This window comes from Bacillus sp. WC2507 (assembly GCF_052656125.1).
This window is the reverse complement of sequence record NZ_JBQXPN010000001.1, coordinates 1109016-1131212: the sequence shown is the minus strand read 5'-3', so window position 1 is coordinate 1131212 and position 22197 is coordinate 1109016. Positions and strand designations below refer to the sequence as shown.

Sequence of the window (22197 nt, the reverse complement as noted above, 5' to 3'; positions counted from 1 at the left end):
TAATAAGAAACAGGTAAAATAAAAAGAAGAGAAAATGAAGTTTTTACCATATAGTAGAAGCATCAACACCAAGCTTTTCCAGTCACTCATGTACTGAAAAAGCAGGAAAAATCCATCATTCCACTATAACATAAAGTGAAACTTTAATCAGTGGGGCATTTTTCACTGATTATTAGTTGAACCAATCGGGCATTTACGGGCGGTTTATCTCCACCTAACTCCTTTGATCCAGCCGCACTTCAGGTAGGAGATTTACTTCCCGTTAATACGGGATAAAGTGAAACTTTAATCAGTGCAGCACACTCGTTATAAGTTGAACGAATTAGGATAATCCATATTGGAATGGGAGGTATACATCTTTGAATCGAAACTTACTATATATGATATTGCGACTCATATTCGTCATTATAGCGACGGTAGCAGGGTTCTATGCATTACTATATATGTCAGGACTTATCTACCCTTTTATTATCGCTTTCGCATTTGCTTATTTGATTAATCCTGTCGTCAATTTCCTTAACCAAAAACTACAATTCCCTCGTGCACTAGCAGTACTCGTTAGCTTAATTCTCGTATTCGGAGCTATCGTTGGACTTGTTACATATCTTGTAACGGAAGCAATATCTGCCACAACATACTTACTACAACTTGTTACAATAAAGTTTCCGGATATCGTTACATTCGCGCAACAATTTGCACTTAATCATATTATGCCTCTCTATGATGATTTAATTTCTAAATTTAATCATCTTGGGGAACCACAGCGCTATACGATTACACAAAACATTCAAAACTTAGGAACTGAAGCAACGACGCAAATGAAAGAACTTTTAACAGCCATTATAAGCGGGTTAACAAATTTCATTAGTGCACTACCAACAACTTTAACTGTCCTTGTATTCGTTTTATTAGCGACTTTCTTCATTAGTTACGACTGGCACCGCCTTGCTCAGAAAGTAAGAAATCTTTTGCCCAATCGTGTTCATGGCTATGGAAAAACTATTTTTGTCGATTTAAGAAAAGCTTTATTTGGTTTTGTTAAAGCGCAACTTACACTCGTATCTATGACAACTGTTATTGTACTAATCGGGCTGTTAATATTACGCGTACCTTACGCCATTACTATCGCGATTATTACAGGGGTTGTAGATTTACTCCCATATTTAGGAACAGGCGCCGTCTTCGTTCCTTGGGTTATATACGTATTTTTCACTGGCGACACCGCTTTCGCCATCGGTCTTCTCATCTTATACATCGTCGTGATTGTCCAAAGACAAATTATGGAGCCAAAAGTACTTTCCTCTAATATCGGTCTTGATCCATTAGCAACACTGATCGCTCTATTTGTCGGCTTTAAGCTTTTTGGCTTTTTAGGATTAATCATCGGTCCAGTCATCTTAGTACTACTTAATACATTGCACAAAGCTCGTGTATTCCATGATTTGTGGAAATATATTAAAGGCTCACCTTCAAAATAATAGTTTCTAACTCATATACAACAAAAACTTACATGTAATCAGTGGGAATTTCCCACTGATTATTCCTTGTACTTATTTTTCACACTCATTACATACAACAAGAGAATTGCCCCCAAAAAGGATAATTCTCTTATTTTTTTGCATAGAAAACGCATATTTCGAGGTATTTTTACATATTTATTCTATTATTTTTATAATTATTACTTACATTTATTACTTTTTATGTAAATGAATAAATATACAAAATAACATAAAACGAGACTTAAACTAACAATTTTCCTACTCCTATCTAAGCTATTCCATACCAATTGATTCTTTTTATATACAAAAACAGGCTTGAGCTCAGAAGAATTTTTCTACAGCACACTCATTAAGAGCTACCAACTCCTCAAATCACATATCCAATCGAAAAATACACAGCAAATACATTAAAGTAAAACTTTAATCCGTAGGGATTTGTCCACTACTGATCATTACCCTTCACCAACCAGATTTTTATAGGTAGTCCGATTTTCACCCCCCCTTCACACTCAGCAAATCCCAAGGCAGACGTCTTCTTACCTTCAAATAACCAGAGTAAAGCAAAACTTTAATTAACCGCTCTTTAACCACCCCCTCTCATCCTTTTACAAGCAAAAAAAATAGTGCTTAGATCGCTATAATCTAAGCACTATTTCTGCACAATAATAGTAGAGTTCTTTCTAAACTTCCATTCCATCCACTTCATAACAAACGGCTTCAACAAGGCCCTCGTCATAGGGATAACAAAGATAAAACCTATTATATCCGTTACATATCCAGGAAGTACCAAAAGAATACCTCCTACAAAGATAAAAATACCATCCAGTACTGCCCCTCCTGGCATTTCTCCTCTATTTAACTTAGATTGAATCTCTCCAAGCACTTTAAATCCTTGCCTTTTCGCCAAATAGACGCCAACAATACCCGTAAATATAATCATTGCGAACGTAGACCATAAACCTATTACATGACTCGATCCAATTAAGACTGTAATCTCAATCGCTGGTATTAAAATAAACAAGAATAGTAACCACTTCATAGTTCCACACTCCTCTCACACATCACTTTAAACACCCTCACGGCGCCCATATACATCATACAAAAACTAAACATCTTTTCCTATTAAAGCTCATAACAAACAGCTTTTAGAAGCAATTTCAGGCGTTTTAAGCTAGCTTTACCTCGTTTTTGTGTAAAAAAAAGAGAAGGACTCCGATCCTTCTCTCCGTATTACTTATAGCACTTCCGCATGTCCATTATAAACAATTCCGCGTGCCGCATCAACTGTTACTTCTTGGCCATTTTTTAAAGTTGCTGTTACGCCGTTTACACCAACGATAACAGGAATACCGATTGATACACCTACAACAGCCGCATGGCTTGTTAGACCGCCTTCTTCTACAACTAGAGCAGCAGCTTTTTCGATTGCAGGAATCATATCTTTATCAGTGCTTGTTGTAACAAGGATATCACCTTCGTTTACGTTCGCTACAGCTTCAGCAGCAGTTTTTGCTACAACTACTTTACCTTTTGCAGCTTTACGACCGATTCCTTGTCCTTTAGCAACTTCTTCACCAACAACATGGATTTTCATTAAGTTTGTTGTGCCAGTTTCAGCAACTGGTACACCAGCAGTGATTACTACAGTGTCTCCAAGTCCGATTAGACCTGCATCCATACCTGTTTGAATTGCAGTATCTAACATTTCGTCAGTAGACGCTGCACGTTTTCCAGCCATAAATGCTTGTACACCCCAAACAAGTGCAAGACGACGTCCTACTTGCTCGTCAGATGTTACAGCTACGATTGGAGATTTTGGACGGTATTTAGAGATCATTTTCGCAGTATGTCCGCTTTCTGTTGGAGCTACGATTGCAGCTACATCAAGAGCAAGTGCTGTATGCGCAACAGATTGGCTAATTGCATCTGTGATTGTTGGCGTGAACTCTTTAATACGTTTTTTGAACATATCTTCATATTGTAATGATTTTTCAACACGTACTGCAATGTTAGCCATCATTGTTACTGCTTCTACTGGGTATTGACCAGCAGCTGTTTCACCTGAAAGCATGATTGCATCTGTACCATCGAAGATTGCGTTCGCTACGTCACTTGCTTCCGCACGAGTTGGACGTGGGTTACGTTGCATAGAATCTAACATTTGTGTCGCAGTAATAACTGGTTTACCTAACACGTTACATTTTTTGATTAGACGTTTTTGTACTAATGGTACTTCTTCTGGTGGAATTTCTACACCCATATCACCACGAGCTACCATTAAACCGTCAGAAACTTCTAAGATTGAATCGATGTTGTCAATACCCTCTTGGTTTTCGATTTTTGGTACGATTTGGATGTATTGAGCGTTATGCCCTTCTAATAATTCACGGATTTCTAATACGTCAGATGCTTTACGTACGAATGAAGCTGCGATGAAATCAACTTTTTGCTCGATACCGAAGATGATATCTTTTACGTCTTTTTCAGTGATACCAGGAAGCTTAATGCTTACGTTTGGTACGTTAACACCTTTTTTGTTTTTTACAGTTCCGCTGTTAAGAACTTTTGTACGGATGTTTCCGTCAGCTTTTTCGATTACTTCTAGTTCGATAAGACCGTCATCGATTAGAATACGAGAACCTGGGTCTACATCGTCATAAAGACCAGCATAAGATACAGAGAACTTCTCTGCAGTACCTAATACTTGCTCAGTAGAAAGAACTACTTCTGCACCTGTAACAAGCTCAGCTTGTCCGTCTACGAAGTCGTGAGTACGAATTTCTGGACCTTTTGTATCAAGTAAGATACCAACTGTTTTACCAGTTTTCTTTGAAGCTTCACGAATGTTTTTAATACGAGCGCCGTGCTCTTCATGGCTACCATGAGAGAAGTTTAAACGAGCAACGTTCATACCCGCTTCGATTAATTGTTCTAATTTCTCAATACTTTCACTAGCAGGACCTATAGTACATACAATTTTAGTTTTACGCATATTGCACCTCCGAAAATTATGAAACCGTTCCCAAATATCCGACATTAAGCCGATTAGATGGATAATTCTTTAGATAATTGATACATATCTTTATCGATTGTATGCTTTTGAGCTAATGCTTCGATAATATCATGATCAACAAGTTTATTATCTTGAATACCTACACAACGTCCACCTTTACCAGCAATTAATAATTCAACTGCTCTTGCGCCAAGACGACTCGCTAATACGCGGTCTTGTGCACTTGGTGATCCACCACGTTGTACGTGACCTAATACAGTTACACGAGTATCAAAGTTTGTTGCTTCTTCAATGTGCTTACCGATGTCAATTGCACTTCCAACACCTTCAGCCACAATGATAATACTGTGTTTTTTACCACGTTCACTACCGCGCTTCAGACGAGCAATAACATCTTCCATGTCATACTCTTCTTCTGGAATTAAGATTGTTTCAGCACCATCAGCTAAACCAGCCCATAATGCGATATCTCCAGCATGACGTCCCATTACTTCGATAACATATGTACGTTCATGAGATGTAGCTGTGTCACGAATTTTATCAATTGCATCAATAACAGTATTTAAAGCTGTATCGAAACCAATTGTGAAGTCTGTTCCAGGAATATCATTGTCGATTGTACCTGGTACACCAACACATGGGAATCCTTGTTCAGTTAATTTTTTAGCACCTTGGTAAGAGCCATCTCCACCAATAACAACAAGTCCTTCAATACCGTGTTTCTTTAATTGCTCGATACCCTTTAGTCGTACTTCTGGATCTTTAAACTCAGGACATCTTGCTGTATATAATTTTGTACCACCACGGTGGATAATATCGCCAACAGAACCAAGTTCTAATTTTTCAATATGACCAGAAATTAAACCAGCGTATCCATGGTAAATACCATATACTTCAATATCATGGAAAATCGCTTTACGAACAACTGCACGAATGGCAGCATTCATACCAGGTGAATCTCCACCACTTGTTAATACACCAATACGTTTCATTTGTACTCACCTCATAAAGATTATTTGCCTTATAATAAAATAACACGAAAAAATATAAAAACACAATGGAGAAGATGTGTCTTTTCATAATAAAAACGTGCATTCGCGAAGAGGAACGCACGCTTTTCTTATTTTATCCCAATGGAAGCGTTTGAAAACGAAACTTGCCCAATTTTCATATATTTTTCATAACGTTTTTCGATTAATTCATCTTTCGAAATTCCGCTTAATTGTTCAAAAGTTTTCTTAAGCATTAAATCTATATTTTCTGATTGTTTTAAAACATTACGATGCGCTCCGCCTTTTGCCTCTGGAATAATTTCGTCAATTACACCTAATTCTTTCAAATCTGATGCTGTAATTTTCATCGCTTCTGCAGCTTCTTTTGCTTTACCAGCGTCTTTCCAAAGAATTGCCGCCGCACCCTCTGGTGTAATAACAGAATACGTAGAATTTTCCAGCATATGAATGTAATCTCCTACTCCAAGACCTAACGCACCACCACTACCACCTTCACCGATAACAATACAAATAACAGGTACAGTTAAACCCGCCATTTCAAATAAATTACGGGCAATTGCCTCACTTTGTCCACGTTCTTCAGCTGCTTTACCAGGATAAGCTCCCTTCGTATCGATGAAACAAATAATAGGACGATTAAACTTTTCCGCTTGTTTCATTAGACGCAGTGCTTTTCGATATCCTTCTGGATGAGGCATCCCAAAATTACGACGAATATTTTCTTTCGTATCTTTTCCGCGTTGGTGCCCAATTACAGTTACAGGCATCCCTTTATATTTCGCAATGCCGCCGACAATCGCTGCATCGTCGCCAAATAGGCGATCTCCATGACATTCAAAAAAATTAGTAAATAAGTGCTCAATATAATCGAGCGTTGTCGGTCGTTCTGCATGACGAGCAATTTGAACACGGTCCCATACTTTCATATTGCCGTATATATCTTCCTCTAATTTTTCTAGCTTGTCTTCCAAAATACGAATCTCCTCACTGAAGTCCATCTGGCTGTTTTTCGTATAGTCTTTCAGTTCACGAATCTTATTTCTTAGCTCAACAACTGGTTTTTCAAATTCTAGCTCTGCCATACAGCCATTTCCCCTCCTTGATGAACTTCTAAAATCTTACGGAGCGATTCTCTCATATCATCACGATGCACCACCGCATCTAATTGACCGTGCTCTAGTAAAAATTCTGCCGTTTGGAAATCTTCCGGTAGCTTCTCACGCACTGTTTGTTCAATTACACGTCTACCAGCAAATCCGATAAGTGCACCTGGCTCTGCAAGATTGTAATCACCAAGTGAAGCGAAACTCGCTGAAACCCCGCCCGTCGTTGGGTGAGTCATAACAGAAATAAATAACCCTCCTGCATTACTATGCTTTTTCAAAGCTACGCTTGTTTTTGCCATTTGCATTAAACTTAATATCCCTTCTTGCATACGGGCACCACCCGACGCAGTAAAGATAATAAATGGAACTTGTAAGTCGTATGCTTTTTCAACTGCACGGGCAATTTTCTCTCCTACAACGGAGCCCATGCTGCCCATTCGAAAACGAGAATCCATTACTGCAACAACAACAAGCATGTCATCAATTGTTCCTTCACCAGTTACAACCGCTTCGTTCAATTCAGTCTTCTTACGATCGCTCTCTAGTTTCTCTTCATATGCTGGAAACTCGAGTGGATTTAATGAAACCATTTCTTTGTCATACTCACGGAATGACCCTTCGTCCAATATACTATCAAGACGTTCCCATGCATTCATAGAATGATGATATCCACAATTCACACATACTTTTAAATTTTTTAGAAGCTCTTTCGTATACATGATTTTTTTACATTTCGGACATTTTGTCATAACGCCATCTGGTACATCTTTTCGTACTTGTTCTGAAGGTATTGCAGCGTACTTTTTCTTTTTCACGAATAAATCTCTTAGCACAATTTGACCCCCTTCGTTGAGAGCTAAGGTTAGCGCAAGAAGAAAATTGGGCTAACACCAAAGTTTGATGTTAGCCTTATCTTCTCAATCTGTCTAATAACCTCACTCTTTACGTTTAACTTTAACCGCTACGCGATAGAATGTTTGTCATAACGTGTCATGGTCATTTCGACAAATTTTATACATTACGAGTGAAACTGTATATTCTCTACTAATTCATCGTAAATTTTTAGTGCATCATTTTCTTGTTTTTCTTCCAAGGTAGCATAAAGCTTTCTATACATATCAATAGAATCTCCTGAAACTTTACAAGAAAGAGTTGATACGTAATCATTTACGATCATCCAAATGCGATATAGTAAATAATTATCGACTTGTTCAATAAGTGTTTTAAAGAACGTTTGATGAAGCGTCGGAATTGAGTTTTCATTTTCTTCAAGCACTTGATGTAATTTACTTAGCACTTTAGAAAACGTTTCTTTCGGTAAATTACATACAATTCGAATCATATCTTTCTCAAGCAATCGTTTTGTTTGTAATAAATCACGAATTGTTTTCTCATCTTGCAGCAAAAACGGAGCAATCAATTGTACAAGACCGTTATCATAAAAGTTTCGAATAAACGTCCCTTCACCACGTCTCGTTTCAATCAATCCTACCAGTTCTAAAGCACGCAACGCTTCTCTTACAGAAGAACGTCCTACGTTTAAACGTGAACTTAACTCACGCTCAGACGGTAAACGATCCCCTGCTACCAATCCATCCTCTTCCATAATGGAACGGATTTTTTTTACAATTTCGAGATATACTTTTGTATTTGATGATGTCAATGGAAATTCCTCGCTTATTCTTTACCAATCAGCGCTAATTGTTTTGTTTTCTCAGCAACCTCATTTGGATCTACTTGACGGCGAGCTACTCCTGTTTCCATTGCTGCTTTCGCAACGTAAGCTGCCACTTGAGGCGCCACACGCGCGTCAAACGGTGCTGGAATGATATAGTCTGCATTTAACTCATCTTCTGCTACAAGCTCAGCAATAGCCTGTACAGCTGCCATCTTCATTTCTTCGTTAATTTGTGTCGCATGTACGTCAAGTGCACCGCGGAAAATACCAGGGAACGCTAGTACATTATTTACTTGGTTCGCAAAGTCAGAACGACCTGTTCCAACAACAGCTGCGCCCGCTGCTTTTGCCAATTCTGGCATAATTTCTGGAACTGGATTCGCCATTGCAAAAATAATTGCATCGTCATTCATTGTACGAACCATCTCTTCTGTTAATGCACCTTCTGCAGATACACCAATGAATACGTCCGCACCTTGTACAACATCAGCTAAAGAACCTTCGATACGATTCTTATTTGTATATTTTGCAACTTCATCCTTCACCGGATTCATACCTGTAGGACGACCCTCATAGATCGCGCCTTTACGGTCACACATAATAATGTCGCGTACGCCATAGCGATATAAAAGTTTAATAATTGCAATACCTGCTGCACCTGCGCCATTTGCGACAACTTTAATGTCAGACATTTTCTTTCCAACTAATTTTAGCGCGTTTACAAGACCTGCTACTGTTACGATAGCTGTTCCGTGTTGATCATCATGGAAGATAGGAATATTTGTTTCTTTTTTCAAACGTTCTTCAATAATGAAGCAGTTTGGTGCTGCGATATCTTCTAAGTTAACGCCGCCAAAAGTTGGCTCCATTAATTTTACAGTTTCAACAATTTTATCTACATCGTTTGTATTTAAGGCAATTGGGAATGCATCTACACCAGCAAAGCTCTTGAATAATACAGCTTTACCTTCCATTACTGGAAGAGATGCTTCAGGTCCAATGTTACCAAGACCAAGTACAGCCGTTCCATCTGTCACAACTGCTACCATATTTCCCTTCATCGTATATTCATATACCTTACTTTTATCGTCATAAATTTCTTTACAAGGTTCTGCAACCCCTGGAGAATATGCAAGACTTAAATCTTTTGCATTTTCTACTTTTACTTTTGATACAGTTTCTAATTTTCCTTGATGCACTTTATGCATGTGAAGTGCTTCTTCACGAAGTGTTGACAAACTATCCACTCTCCTCAAATTATTCTAGCTGATATCAATTTCTCCAAGTGGTCTGACCACGAACACTACTACTATAATAATCGAAGTGTAGGGAAATTGTCCATTATATTTTCACAACCACATTTTCTTCCCCGACAATTTCACGAAGTGCCCCTAAACATTCTTCACTTGGATGAATCGATAAACTCCGAGATAATTGTACCATTTTATGTTCCTTTTCATAATAAATTAGTACTTTCGCAAAACCTGAATAGTCAAACAATATTTTAGTAACCTGATTTAACAGCTTTTTCTCATACTGAGACGGCAATTTCACGTAAACAGATGCGTCTTTCTTTTCTTCATACACATCCATTTCTTCTAATGGATATAGCCCATTTACAATCCATTGTAACTTATGATTTCTTAGCTCAATCATACCGTCAACTAAAACAATTGCCCCTTCTTGTAACTTATCTGAGAAATGTATATACGTTTCTGGGAAAAGAACTGCTTCCATTTCATCATTTTGATCACAAAATGTAATAAACGCCATCTTTTGCAACTTTTTCGTACGAATCACTCTCACGCTTGTTATATACACGATAGCCCTTTGTACTTTTTTCTTATGTCGCATTGCCTGAGCGAGAGATGGAATTTCTAATTCTTTCGCTAACTTCACATACTGTGCTGTCGGATAGCTTGATAAATAAAAACCTAGTGCTTCCTTCTCTTTATTTAACTGTTCAATAAAAGAGAGCTCTTCTCCTTGCGCGTATTTTGATTTTGGAACAGCATCTCCTAAATCACGTGCAAGATTTGCGTACTCTAACGCTCCTTTAAGGCTCTTCCATAAATTCGTTCTCGAAACACCAAAATCGTCAAAACACCCAGACCAGACGAACGCCTCTAAATTCCGTTCTGTTACAAACTTTGATGGCATGCGAAGGCAAAATTCAAATAAATCTTCAAACATTTTTTCCTCTCGTTCTTCGAGTAACGCTGTCACTGTAGCCATTCCGATGTTTCGAATGGAAAGTAAGCTGTAACGTATCGCATTGCCTTCTATTTGGAAATTGTAACCACTTCTCTGAAGAGACGGCGGCAAAACATGAAAACCTTTTCGCTTCGTTTCTCGTATATATTGCACAATCTTATCTTCATTTCCAATTGCACTTGATAATAGTGCCGTCATGAATTCCAACGTATAATTCGCTTTTAAGTAGGCAAGCTGATATCCAATCATACTGTAGGCTACAGCGTGACTTCGGTTAAAACCGTAATTCGCAAATCTTACAATCAAATCATAAATTTTCTCCGCGGATGTCTCATCATAACCATTTTGTAAACAACCTTGCACAAAATGCTTACGTTCCTGATCTAAAATATCACGATTTTTTTTACTCACTGCACGGCGTAATAAATCTGCTTCTCCGAGCGAGAATCCCGCCAACTTCGACGCAATTTGCATAATTTGTTCTTGGTATACAATTACACCGTATGTTCTTTCTAAAATCGGCTTTAAATCCGGATGTAAATATTCAATTTGTCTTTTTCCGTGCTTTGATTCAATAAAGGTCGGAATTTGTTCCATCGGTCCTGGTCTATATAACGAGTTAACAGCGACAATATCTTCAAATTCATTCGGTTTTAACCCGCGAAGTACATTTCGCATACCACCTGATTCAAGCTGGAATACACCTGTTGTATCCCCTCTCCCTAACAATTGGAACGTCTTTTCATCTTGAAGTGGTAAATTTCTTATATCGATTTGTGTCCCCGTCTTTTTCACGATAAACTTTATAATATTTTCAAGTAACGTTAAATTACGTAATCCTAAAAAGTCCATCTTGAGCAACCCAAGTTCTTCTAATGCATCAGCTGGGTATTGCGTAACATACACATCGTTATGCCCTTCTTGAATTGCAACACTTCCTGTTAACGGCTCTTGGCTCATAATAACGCCAGCTGCATGAATAGACGTATGACGTGGTAAGCCTTCTACACGTTTTGCAATTTCAAATACACGCTCATGCAGAAGATTCCCTTGTATAAACTCACGGAGTGATTGCGATTCCTCATATGCATCTTTTAACGTTATACCAATCTTTGATGGGATAAGTTTTGAGAATATGTCAATATCTCGCGGCGGAAGCCCCATTACACGGGCGATATCTCTAATTGCCGCTTTCGCTGCAAGCGTCCCGAACGTTACAATTTGCGCAACACGAATCTGACCATATTTATCTTTCACATATCGAATCATTTCATCACGTCTTATATCTGGAAAATCGATATCAATATCCGGAAGTGTCACACGTTCAGGGTTTAAAAATCTTTCAAATAATAGATCGTATTCAATTGGATCAATATCTGTAATTTCTAATACGTAAGAAACGAGCGATCCAGCTGCTGATCCACGTCCTGGTCCTGTTAAAATATGATTTTCATGTGCGTATTTCATAAAGTCCCATACGATGAGGAAATAATCACTAAATCCCATACTAGAAATAACGTTTAATTCATGATTCAAACGCTGTATATGTACTTCTTTCGGCGTACCATATCGTTTGTGCAACCCTTCTTCACAAACGCGGCGTAAATACGTATCATTCGTCTCGTTAGATGGAACTGGAAATTTCGGTAATTGATTTACATGGAAAGGAATTTCTACTTGGCAACGTTCTGCGATTTTTATTGTATTTTGAATCGCTTCCTCAGCATGCGAAAATAGTGCTTCCATTTCATCCATTGACTTTAAATAATACTGATCCGTTTTCATTCTCGGCCTATCTGGATCCGTCATTTTCGTTCCACTTTCAACAGATAATAAGCATTCATGAACAAGTGCGTCACTTTGATTGATGTAGCGTACATCGTTTGTTGCAACGACCGGAACATTTACCTTATTAATAAATTCAGGCAGCTTTTCTTGTAAAAGCAGTTCATCTTGAATCGCATGATGCTGCAAACTCATATAAAAATTGCCGAACATACTTTGATACATGCGAGCTACTTCTTCAGCTTGACTCTCTTTGTCTTCTAATAATAATTGTTCAATTTCCCCATCTTTACCTGGTGAAATGGCAATTAATCCTTTTGCATAATGGGCAAGCCACTTTTTCGGAATACCTTCTTTGGACTTTGTCATAATGCTACTAGAAATCTTTAATAAATTTTGATAGCCTATTTCATTTTCAGCAAGTAAAACAAGCGGATAAGCCCTTTCTTCTTCTTCACTAAAAATAGAAGCTGTTAAGCCGATAATAGGCTGTATACCATGTTTCTTACATGCTTTATAAAACGGAATAACGCCATACATAACATTTTCATCCGTAATAGCCAGCGATGAAAAACCAAGTTCTTTCGCCCTGACTACAAGCTCATCAATTTTACAAGCACTTTTTAATAAACTAAAAACGGTTTGACATTGTAAATGCACAAACTTCACTGTTGTACCCTCTCTTTACCAATCTGACTACTTTTATTATAGGTGATGAGGAAAGCGGAAATCAAAACATACTTCTTATACTTTGTCCATATATATGAAGAAGAAAGGGGAATGACGATGGATGTAAGAGAACATACTTTTTTCTCTCTGCTCATTATTAGTTATTTTATTGCCTTTGGGGTTATACTTGGCGGTTCATTAATTGGCGGATTTGGTGCATTTCTTATCGGAAAACCAACTCTCACTTACATTAATCAATTCGCCCAAAATTTAAAGATTTGGGCACTCGTTGCAGCAATTGGTGGAACATTTGATACTTTTTATAGCTTTGAAAGAAGTTTCTTTGGCGGAGATATGAAAGATATAGTAAAACAAATTCTCCTTATTTTTTTCGCAACTGGTGGTATGCAAACAGGTCTTACTATTATTAAATGGCTAACGCAGGAACATGTATGAGAGTACCAAGTGCCAATACAGCCAAAAGATGGTATTTAGTTTTAGCTGGCGCTGCTGTTGGAGGCGTATTGAGCTGGTTTGTTTTTTTGTACATATACGGTGTTTTTCAAGAAGAACAAGCTAGTAAAATAGCAGAGCAACGAGAAATTATAGAAAAACAAGAAGCAAAGCTCCACGTCCTTCTCGAAGATCAAGAAAAATTGAACACTGAAAATAAACGACTCTTAACCATTCAAGAGATTAAAATAAAAATTATAAATCGAGAAAAATACGATTTAGACAATCTTACACTCGAAAATATGACCACTTCTATCCATAATGACCTCCAGCATCTTTTAACGAAAAACATTCAAAGTATCGCAAAAAATAAAGACCTACTCAAAAAAGCAATCGAAAATAAAACGTATAAACATTACGATCGTCTATACCGCTTTAAAGTCGATACAATATCTTTTGATACCGTGCTTGAAATCAGCATTGCTATAGAGAAAGAAAAATAAAGAAGGAGGGCTTTAGCGCCGCTCCTTCTTTTCGTTTTAATATATAATCTCTTATTTACATAGCTCACATAAATCAGCAAAAAGACGATCCGCTTCTTCCCAAGAAGATGCTTTTGCACCAGAAGCCATCGGATGCCCTCCGCCATTATATTGCATTGCTAATTTATTTATAACTGGTCCCTTTGAGCGAAGACGAACACGAATCACATCGTCTTCCTCTAAAAATAGAACCCACGACTTTAATCCATCAATATTACCAAGTGCTCCAACAACACCGGATGCCTCAGAAGGAAGTACATCAAACTTTTCTAATACTTCTTTCGTTAATTTAATGTAAGCTGCTCCTTCTTCTACCATCGTAAAGTTTTGTAAAATATAGCCGTTTAAACGAGCAATCTTTTCTTTCGTCTTATACATTTCATTGTATAAATCTGTGAATTTCACATCCATATCAACAAGCTCACTTACATAACGAAGTGTTTTCGCTGTTGTATTCGGGAATAAGAAACGACCTGTATCCCCAACAATACCCGCTAAAATAAGGCGCGCTGCTTCTTTTGTTATCTTTAATCCTTTATCTTTTCCATAACTGTAAAACTCATAAATCATTTCACTTGTAGAACTTGATGTCGTATCTACCCACGTAATGTCTCCGTACGGATCTTCATTTGGATGATGATCAATCTTGATTAACATCTTCCCTTTTGTATAGCGTTGATCGTCAACACGTTCTTGATTCGCAGTATCACAAACGATAACAAGTGCATTTTCATATACACTATCTTCAATATCATCCATTACTCGTAAAAATGATAACGACGGTTCATTGTACCCAACCATATAAATATTTTTCTCTGGAAACGATTCTTGTAGAATTGTACCAAGACCGCACTGAGAACCTAATGCATCTGGATCTGGACGCACATGACGGTGAATAATAATTGTATCAAACTCTTTAATTGCTCCTAAAATTTGCTCATGCATATGTATAATCTCCTTTTTACTCAACTTCTCCACTTTAACGTGCAGTAAAAGCCCAACCGGTGCAGGCTAATCATTAGCGCGCAGAAACACCCCCGCACTAATTAAAGTTTCACTTTATCCTTCATTATAACGGAAAGTATTTCATACATGCGAACAATTGCTTTATAATAAAAGTTAGAAAGTTTAGATATTTCTTTTTTCTCCACTATTATTTTTCACAAAGCGATAGGAGTGTGTATTATGCCAGTATTAGTCTTCTGTATTATCGTCTCATTTATGTTGTACCTCTTCTACAAAACAAAATACTTTCGTACAAGCCGCCCAATGGAGAAAGGTTGGCTCTCTGGAAAATCTGCAATGGCACTCGGTTCATTCGTCTTATTCTTCGGGATAAACCAATTCTTTTTAGAACTTTCAACCGCTCGTATTATCGTTGGTGTTTTATTTGTTCTATTTGGTAGTGCAAGTGTATTTAATGGATTTCGCCAATATAAACATTTCTTACCATTAGCAGTTGAAGAAGCTGAATCTGTCTGAAGCAACATAAAAAAGCATCAATATTGTGATGCTTTTTTACGTCCCTTAACTTTTAAAATCATATATGCAACAAAAGCAGAAGGTATATTAAAGGGGTTGCCTTGTACGTGAAAATGTAATTGTTCTTCTTCAAAAGACATTTTTTCATATAGTTCCCGCTGAGATAATCCTGTTCGTTTCTTTTTTTCATGCAATCCTTGTAAATATAAATATTGAAGCGGTATCATCACAAGAAAGTAAAATAGTGCGATCCCACCAAAAAAGAGCACTTCTGATGACATAATACATACCACCTTCCCGAAATCCATTTTCTTACAATATAATTATAACATAGTATAAACTCTAATTGAATTAATATTCTGTTTTTTGTTTATACAATTGTCTCACCGCATAATTCCTCTTCAGCATACTGAATATATCGCCGAGTCAACTACCGCCACTGAGATGAAGCGTTCCAGTGGCGGCTTGAGTTTGAACGCTAGGTCTTTTCATCTATCACTAGACAGTTTGACGCTCTAGCATTCATGCCACCTTACGGTAACACCCCAAGTATGTTTTTGGTTGGTACTGGCAACAAACTATTGTTTTCCCACTTGCACCACCCTTTCGAAAAAGAGCAATTCTTCCTTATGGAAGAAGCCACCACTCAGATGAATCCGGCGTGTGCTACAAGCCCCGACAAGTCGAGTACACATGGATGGTTGACGCACCCACTAAGCTATGCGCGAAGCACAACAGCCTTACGTTTTTGTACTTCTAATAGAATCGGTGTTTTCACTTTGAGGTTGTCATCCAATTCTACAACTCTTGATTTTTCCAATGTATTCAGCGCACCATTAATATCAGCGTGAATACATTTCCCTGCTTTACTTTGGTACAGACCACGAGTGATTCGTTTGCCACTAAAGCGATAACGCGTCCTATCCTCCTTAGACCAAACAGGAATCCTATCTTTGTCTAGGAAACTAGCTTTTGAAGTATAGCTTTCTTCTTGTTTTAAAAATCGTATACCTTCTTTTACACATTTATTCTCAATTGCTGCAATCAGTTTATGAAACGGGATCTGAACAAATGTTTGATTATTCTTTTTTCCCATATCTGATTTTTGTTTCCAACCAGCATTATACCCTACGACAACCGTATCTATATTGCATGCTTTCACTTTTTTGAACAACAAGCCTACCGTTTGTGAAATGTAACCATTTATTTGTCTTTCCCGTTTATGCCAAAGTGCAGCCATTTTATTCGTTACAACACGTTTTGAAAGTCCATTTTCAATATTTTTCTGCTGAAGATTACGTATCATTTTGTTGAAGTATTGGTTTATGGATTTTAGTTTTTTTCCATCAATTAAGAAGGCATCACCTGTATTTGTCACGCAACTTACTAATCTATCTACACCTAAATCGCAACTCAAAGCGTTACTCGTAGTCGTGGATGGTTTCTTCATTTGAGAAACGTGCATCTCATATGTATAATGCACCTCAAAGAACCGACCTTTTTGCTTCGGTACAATCTCAATATAGGAGATTTTTTTATGTCTTAAGTTTTTCGGCATACGTATTTTAATAGAACCGAATTTTTTTCTGAATGCCACATTCATCGGAATCATCCAATACCCGTTCTCATCCACTTTAGGGACTTGATAGATTTCAATGATTCGTTTGTCTGTGGAACGAGCATAATTCGGAAACTTAGGGCGACCTGTGAACTTCTCAGGATTTTTCTTCCACTGTTCCAATGCCTTAAAAAAGCTCTTCACTTCTGTAAATAAGGCTCTACGAATCGCTTGAACAGAGTTTGATTGAATACCCCAATAGTTCATATCGGCTTGCATGGCAGTATCTACTTCCTTTACAGTAGCCATTTTATTATCGTTCAAATAACTTTGTTTAATGGTGTACAATCCAACATTTCGCAATGCTTTTGAACTATGTGACATGCGTTGAAGTAAACGAAATTCTTTAGCTGTGAGGCAAGCTCGTCCGATATTCTGTTTCTGCGTGAATCGTTGTATGGTTTCTCTTTTCTTTTGTTTACGTAATACTTTTACCGCTTTCTTTCTAGCCAATGCTTTCACCACCTTTCTTAGAGAGTTTATTAAAATTATTCATTATTTTTGACAAATCAATATTTGGAACGAAGCGGAACAAAATGTGAACATGTTCTTCATCGTAATTCCTTTTGGTTCAAGTAACCGAATCATTATGATTATCATTATCCAATTTCGTTGTCCTACTATATATTCCCTCCTTATCTAGGGACAGATTATATCGTAAGACAAAAGAAACAAAATTGTTTAGTCTACCTTCTGACGGCAATTCATCTCCATCTGAATTGTTGGACTTCACCCGTAACACAAATCAGATGGAGTCTTCTTACCAAAAGGGATAAAATTTCCAGGATTCTTTTTAATAGGTTCAATATCAAGTCTTAATGGTATTTTCCCTGCCATATAAAAGATTCTTGAGGCAGTCCCAAGTCGAATGGCTGCTTCCGAAATACATATCCTTCTATTTTTTCACTTCTCTCCCCGAACTCTTACGTAGCTTAATTATTAACTTCAAAACCAAATAAAACAAAATAAAGTTAACAAAAAAGCCTAATGGATTAAACGAAATTTCCCATCCGCCATAATAAATGAAATTTTCTGCTGGTATACCAAAGTAAATAAAATCGCTATGATTTTCTCCAGTTGTAGGGATAAAGGAACAAATAATAGCGAAAATCAAACTTATTACATACAATTTCTTTTTATTTGAATCCATTCTTCTATGTGTTAACACATGAACAGTTATTGCAAATAGTAAACCTAAAAAGAAAAATATTACTCCCATTCGACACCCCCACAATTATTGTTCAAGCACCTTCAAATGATTGCGTGCCCTACTTATAAATATGAAACAGAACGTGATTTAACTTTCTCTTTTGCAATGCAAAACATAATAGATTCAGTTGATAACTAAATTTTATTTTTTTCTAATATAGCGTTCTAAAAAAAAATGGAACAAACCAAAGCGGCCTGCTCCATCTTTTTATTTATCGATCAACTGCACCATAAGTAATGCTTTCCCGACAACATTACCTTCATGATGTACTTCTACATCAACCTTACCAAATTTACGTCCAATTTCTAATACTTTTGGATGAACTGATACAACATTATCAATTTGAACTGGTTTTACGAAATAAATTGTTAAGTTCTCAACAATTAAATCACTCTTCTTTTGCGCACGAATAACACGATTCGTTGCTTCCGTCACAATCGTTGCGAATACACCGTAAGATAACGTTCCGATTGAATTCGTCATTTGCGGCGTCACTGAAAATTGATATAGATGTTCATTTTTCGCTTCTTTCGGCGTCATAAATTGATTCGTTACAATATCATCGATCGTTTCACCAACTTGTGGTTGACGCTGAATCATTTGCAGTGCCTGAAGTACATCTTGACGGCTAATAATACCTTGCAATTTATTTCCTTCATCAACAACGGGAAGTAATTCAATACCCTCCCACACCATCATACGTGCGGCAGCCGCGACAGACATTTTTCCATTTACCGTAATTGGATGCTTTGTCATCACTTTATCAATTGGTGTTTCTTTCGCTACACCGATCATATCTTTTGAAGTTACGATACCTAGTACTTTTTTATTTTCATCTACAATTGGATATCTTCCGTGCATCGTTTCTTCATTATACGCATGCCATTGCTGTACCGTATCATTTGGCTTTAAATATAACGTTTCTTCAATTGGCGTTAAAATATCTTCAACAAGTACAATTTCTTTCTTAATAAGCTGATCGTAAATCGCACGGTTAATTAACGTCGCAACTGTAAATGTATCGTAACTACTTGAAATAATCGGTAGTTTTAATTCATCTGCTAATTTCTTCACATGATCTTCCGTATCAAATCCGCCCGTAATTAATACAGCGGCTCCAGTTTCTAACGCTAATTGATGTGCGTTCGTACGGTTACCGATAATAAGTAAGTTTCCAGCTTCTGTATAGCGCATCATCGCTTCTAATTTCATTGCCCCGATTACGAATTTATTTAACGTTTTATGTAGTCCTTCTCTGCCTCCAAGTACTTGACCATCGACAATGTTAACGACTTCTGCATATGTCAGCTTTTCAATATTCTCTTTCTTCTTTTGTTCAATTCGAATTGTTCCGACACGTTCAATCGTACTAACATATCCTTTATTTTCTGCATCTTTAATTGCACGGTAAGCTGTCCCTTCACTTACACTCAAATCTTTTGCAATTTGCCTTACAGAAATTTTATGGCCTACTGGCAGACTATTAATATGTTCTAAAATTTGGTTATGCTTGGTAGCCAAATGGTTTCACCATACTTTCTTTTCCCTAAATTCTTCATGTGTTGTATTTTCAGTATACTATATTTTCAAAACTGTTACACTCTCTCTTTATATATCTGTACCATTTTTTTTATAACAAAATACGCCTTACATTACACCACCGCTACCATTACAACAATGTAATGGTATTGTCATCTCGTTCGATAGTTTGTCGAGCCGCTTCAATATACAATGAAGACAAGAAATGAAACAAAGGAGCGAATACATGATGAAAAAATTATTAGAAGTTGTAAGTGCTGTATTTTTAGCTTTCGTAGACGGGAAAAAAGTTGCAATGGAATTGAATGAAACACCTGAACAACCACTTCCAAAAAGAAAAGAATTATCAAAACAAGTACAACCTTTACAAGCTGTCCTACACACGTAAAAAACCCTTCACTTTTCTTTTCAAATGAAGGGTTTCTTTTCTATAGTGTAATACTTTCTCCAGCTTCTAATACTTTCCCTGTACAATTTTGTAGCTTTTCTACAAATTGATATGGATCTTGTTCAATAACTGGGAACGTATTGTAATGCATCGGTACAACAGTTTTCGCCTGAACCCATTTTGCTGCTAACACAGCATCTTCTGGTCCCATTGTGAAATTATCACCAATTGGTAAAAATGCTACATCAATGTTATTTAGTTCCCCAATTAATTTCATATCAGAGAATAGAGCAGTATCTCCTGCATGATACACAGTTTTCTCTTCTGCTGTAAATAAAATACCCGCTGGCATACCTGTATATGTAATCGTCTTATTTTCTTCATCAATATAACTAGAGCCGTGGAATGCTTGTGTAAACTTCACTTTTCCGAAATCAAATTCATGCGAACCACCGATATGCATCGGGTGTGTATTTACACCTTGCCAGCTTAAAAATGTCGCTAGTTCAAATGGTGCTACAACAACTGCATTATTTTTCTTCGCAAGCTCTACTGTATCGCCAACATGATCACCATGTCCATGCGATAAAAGAATCGCATCTACTTTTACATCTTCAGCCTTTAAATCTGTTGTCGGATTTCCCGTTAAAAACGGATCAATTAAAATCACTTTTCCATTCGTTTCAATCTTTACAACTGAATGCCCATGATAAGATACTTTCATTATTACATTCCTCCCCCTATTCACATTCTCACTTTTTATTCTACATGATTTTTCAATTCCCTGTCTTTTCTAACATCTATTTACTTGTCATAACACTTTCCTCCGATGTAAAGTTATATTTGTAATTAAATATCTCGGGGGTGCCAATCGATGAATGCTAGATTAGAAAATTTAATGCAATGGCTAAAAGAAAAAAACGTAGAAGCTGCGTTCTTAACTTCTACACCAAACGTCTTCTACATGACAAACTTCCACTGTGAACCACACGAAAGACTTCTTGGTATGTTTGTATTCCAAGAAAAAGAACCTATTTTAATTTGCCCTAAAATGGAAGAAGGCCAAGCACGTAACGCTGGCTGGGCACATGAAATTATCGGATTCACTGATACAGACAGACCATGGGATATGATTGCAAAAGCAATTAAAGACCGCGGTATCAATGCAAACGCAGTTGCAATTGAAAAAGAACATTTAAACGTAGAGCGCTACGAAGAATTAACAAAATTATTCCCAAATGCAGCTTTCAAATCAGCTGAAGAGAAAGTTCGCGAACTTCGTTTAATTAAAGATGAAAAAGAACTTTCTATTTTACGCGAAGCAGCTAAAATGGCAGACTATGCTGTTGAAGTTGGTGTAAATGCAATTAAAGAAAATCGTAGCGAGCTAGAAGTATTAGCAATTATTGAACACGAATTAAAAACAAAAGGCATACATAAAATGTCATTTGATACGATGGTATTAGCAGGTGCAAACTCTGCTCTTCCACACGGTATTCCAGGTGCAAACAAAATGAAACGCGGCGATTTCGTACTATTTGATTTAGGCGTAATCATTGAAGGTTATTGCTCTGACATTACACGTACAGTAGCATTCGGTGACCTTTCTGAAGAACAAACTCGTATTTACAACACTGTACTTGCTGGACAACTACAAGCAGTTGAAGCATGTAAACCAGGTGTTACACTTGGCGCAATTGATAACGCAGCACGTTCTGTTATCGCAGATGCAGGTTACGGCGACTTCTTCCCGCACCGCCTTGGTCATGGACTTGGAATTAGCGTACACGAATATCCAGATGTAAAAGCTGGTAACGAGTCTCCACTAAAAGAAGGTATGGTCTTCACAATCGAGCCAGGTATTTACGTACCAAACGTAGGTGGCGTTCGTATTGAAGATGATATTTATATCACAAAAGACGGATCAGAAATTTTAACGAAATTCCCGAAAGAATTACAATTTGTAAAATAATAAAAAAAGGCAGCGT

The 22197-nt window shown here is 37.2% G+C and carries 20 protein-coding genes and 1 pseudogene; 6 read left to right on the top strand and 15 right to left on the bottom strand.

The genetic code is table 11. The features are described 5' to 3' along the window. Positions 1–359 precede the first annotated feature (359 nt). Positions 360–1478: a sporulation integral membrane protein YtvI gene (gene ytvI / locus ACUN28_RS06110; protein ID WP_016085999.1), complete on the top strand. Its 1119-nt coding sequence runs from the start codon at positions 360–362 to the stop codon at positions 1476–1478. 670 nt (positions 1479–2148) lie between these two features. Here the strand turns inward: ytvI and ACUN28_RS06105 are convergent. The 8 genes from ACUN28_RS06105 to dnaE all read right to left on the bottom strand — a co-directional run bounded on the left by ACUN28_RS06105 (position 2149) and on the right by dnaE (position 12977). Next, positions 2149–2538, bottom strand: a complete 390-nt coding sequence (locus tag ACUN28_RS06105) for an FxsA family protein (RefSeq protein WP_016085998.1) — start codon at positions 2536–2538, stop codon at positions 2149–2151. 195 nt (positions 2539–2733) lie between these two features. Further along, entirely contained in the window at positions 2734–4491 is a 1758-nt protein-coding gene (gene pyk, locus ACUN28_RS06100; RefSeq protein WP_016085997.1) for a pyruvate kinase, read from the bottom strand. A gap of 53 nt (positions 4492–4544) precedes the next feature. Then, positions 4545–5504 (bottom strand): 6-phosphofructokinase, encoded by a 960-nt coding sequence (gene pfkA / locus ACUN28_RS06095; protein WP_000821161.1) that lies wholly within the window; start codon positions 5502–5504, stop codon positions 4545–4547. 128 nt (positions 5505–5632) lie between these two features. Continuing rightward, a complete protein-coding gene (accA, locus tag ACUN28_RS06090; protein ID WP_016085996.1) occupies positions 5633–6607 on the bottom strand; it encodes an acetyl-CoA carboxylase carboxyl transferase subunit alpha in 975 nt (324 codons plus the stop codon). Further along, a complete protein-coding gene (accD, locus tag ACUN28_RS06085; protein ID WP_016085995.1) occupies positions 6595–7464 on the bottom strand; it encodes an acetyl-CoA carboxylase, carboxyltransferase subunit beta in 870 nt (289 codons plus the stop codon). The genes accA and accD overlap by 13 nt, the downstream gene beginning before the upstream one ends. A 185-nt stretch (positions 7465–7649) precedes the next feature. Then, a complete protein-coding gene (locus ACUN28_RS06080; RefSeq protein ID WP_016085994.1) occupies positions 7650–8294 on the bottom strand; it encodes a FadR/GntR family transcriptional regulator in 645 nt (214 codons plus the stop codon). A 14-nt stretch (positions 8295–8308) separates the two neighbouring features. Then, positions 8309–9517: an NAD(P)-dependent malic enzyme gene (locus ACUN28_RS06075; RefSeq protein WP_011199012.1), complete on the bottom strand. Its 1209-nt coding sequence runs from the start codon at positions 9515–9517 to the stop codon at positions 8309–8311. A 133-nt stretch (positions 9518–9650) separates the two neighbouring features. Further along, entirely contained in the window at positions 9651–12977 is a 3327-nt protein-coding gene (gene dnaE / locus ACUN28_RS06070; protein ID WP_098404988.1) for a DNA polymerase III subunit alpha, read from the bottom strand. A gap of 42 nt (positions 12978–13019) precedes the next feature. Between dnaE and ACUN28_RS06065 the strand changes: the two genes are divergently transcribed. Beyond that, complete coding sequence (locus ACUN28_RS06065; protein ID WP_116329186.1) at positions 13020–13433, top strand: YtrH family sporulation protein; 414 nt, start codon at positions 13020–13022, stop codon at positions 13431–13433. Beyond that, a complete protein-coding gene (gene ytrI / locus ACUN28_RS06060) occupies positions 13430–13933 on the top strand; it encodes a sporulation membrane protein YtrI (RefSeq protein WP_016085992.1) in 504 nt (167 codons plus the stop codon). Before ACUN28_RS06065 ends, ytrI begins: the two co-directional genes overlap by 4 nt. Before the next feature lie 51 nt (positions 13934–13984). Here the strand turns inward: ytrI and ACUN28_RS06055 are convergent, their stop codons facing one another. After that, positions 13985–14917, bottom strand: a complete 933-nt coding sequence (locus ACUN28_RS06055) for a DHH family phosphoesterase (RefSeq protein WP_016085991.1) — start codon at positions 14915–14917, stop codon at positions 13985–13987. Between the two features lie 240 nt (positions 14918–15157). Here ACUN28_RS06055 and ACUN28_RS06050 point away from each other — a divergent pair, with 240 nt between their 5' ends. Continuing rightward, complete coding sequence (locus ACUN28_RS06050) at positions 15158–15454, top strand: YtpI family protein (RefSeq protein ID WP_001144784.1); 297 nt, start codon at positions 15158–15160, stop codon at positions 15452–15454. A 17-nt stretch (positions 15455–15471) separates the two neighbouring features. Here the strand turns inward: ACUN28_RS06050 and ACUN28_RS06045 are convergent, their stop codons facing one another. From ACUN28_RS06045 to ACUN28_RS06025, 5 genes and pseudogenes are all read right to left on the bottom strand, one after another. Then, positions 15472–15735, bottom strand: coding sequence for a DUF3949 domain-containing protein (locus ACUN28_RS06045; protein WP_016135438.1), 264 nt, complete (start codon positions 15733–15735; stop codon positions 15472–15474). A 437-nt stretch (positions 15736–16172) separates the two neighbouring features. Next, positions 16173–17525 (bottom strand): RNA-guided endonuclease TnpB family protein, encoded by a 1353-nt coding sequence (locus tag ACUN28_RS06040; protein WP_016085989.1) that lies wholly within the window; start codon positions 17523–17525, stop codon positions 16173–16175. A gap of 13 nt (positions 17526–17538) precedes the next feature. Next, positions 17539–17657: pseudogene (locus ACUN28_RS06035) on the bottom strand (transposase); the annotation flags it as partial. A gap of 310 nt (positions 17658–17967) precedes the next feature. Next, positions 17968–18291: a hypothetical protein gene (locus tag ACUN28_RS06030; RefSeq protein ID WP_016085988.1), complete on the bottom strand. Its 324-nt coding sequence runs from the start codon at positions 18289–18291 to the stop codon at positions 17968–17970. Between the two features lie 198 nt (positions 18292–18489). After that, entirely contained in the window at positions 18490–19803 is a 1314-nt protein-coding gene (locus ACUN28_RS06025) for a CBS domain-containing protein (RefSeq protein ID WP_016085987.1), read from the bottom strand. A 247-nt stretch (positions 19804–20050) separates the two neighbouring features. Here ACUN28_RS06025 and ACUN28_RS06020 point away from each other — a divergent pair, with 247 nt between their 5' ends. Then, positions 20051–20209 (top strand): hypothetical protein, encoded by a 159-nt coding sequence (locus ACUN28_RS06020; RefSeq protein ID WP_176543722.1) that lies wholly within the window; start codon positions 20051–20053, stop codon positions 20207–20209. 40 nt (positions 20210–20249) lie between these two features. Here the strand turns inward: ACUN28_RS06020 and ACUN28_RS06015 are convergent, their stop codons facing one another. Then, positions 20250–20933, bottom strand: a complete 684-nt coding sequence (locus ACUN28_RS06015) for a metal-dependent hydrolase (protein WP_016085985.1) — start codon at positions 20931–20933, stop codon at positions 20250–20252. Between the two features lie 150 nt (positions 20934–21083). Here ACUN28_RS06015 and pepQ point away from each other — a divergent pair, with 150 nt between their 5' ends. Continuing rightward, positions 21084–22181 carry a Xaa-Pro dipeptidase gene (gene pepQ / locus ACUN28_RS06010; RefSeq protein ID WP_016085984.1) on the top strand — a complete coding sequence of 366 codons (1098 nt, stop codon included), beginning with the start codon at positions 21084–21086 and terminating at the stop codon, positions 22179–22181. Positions 22182–22197: the final 16 nt, after the last annotated feature.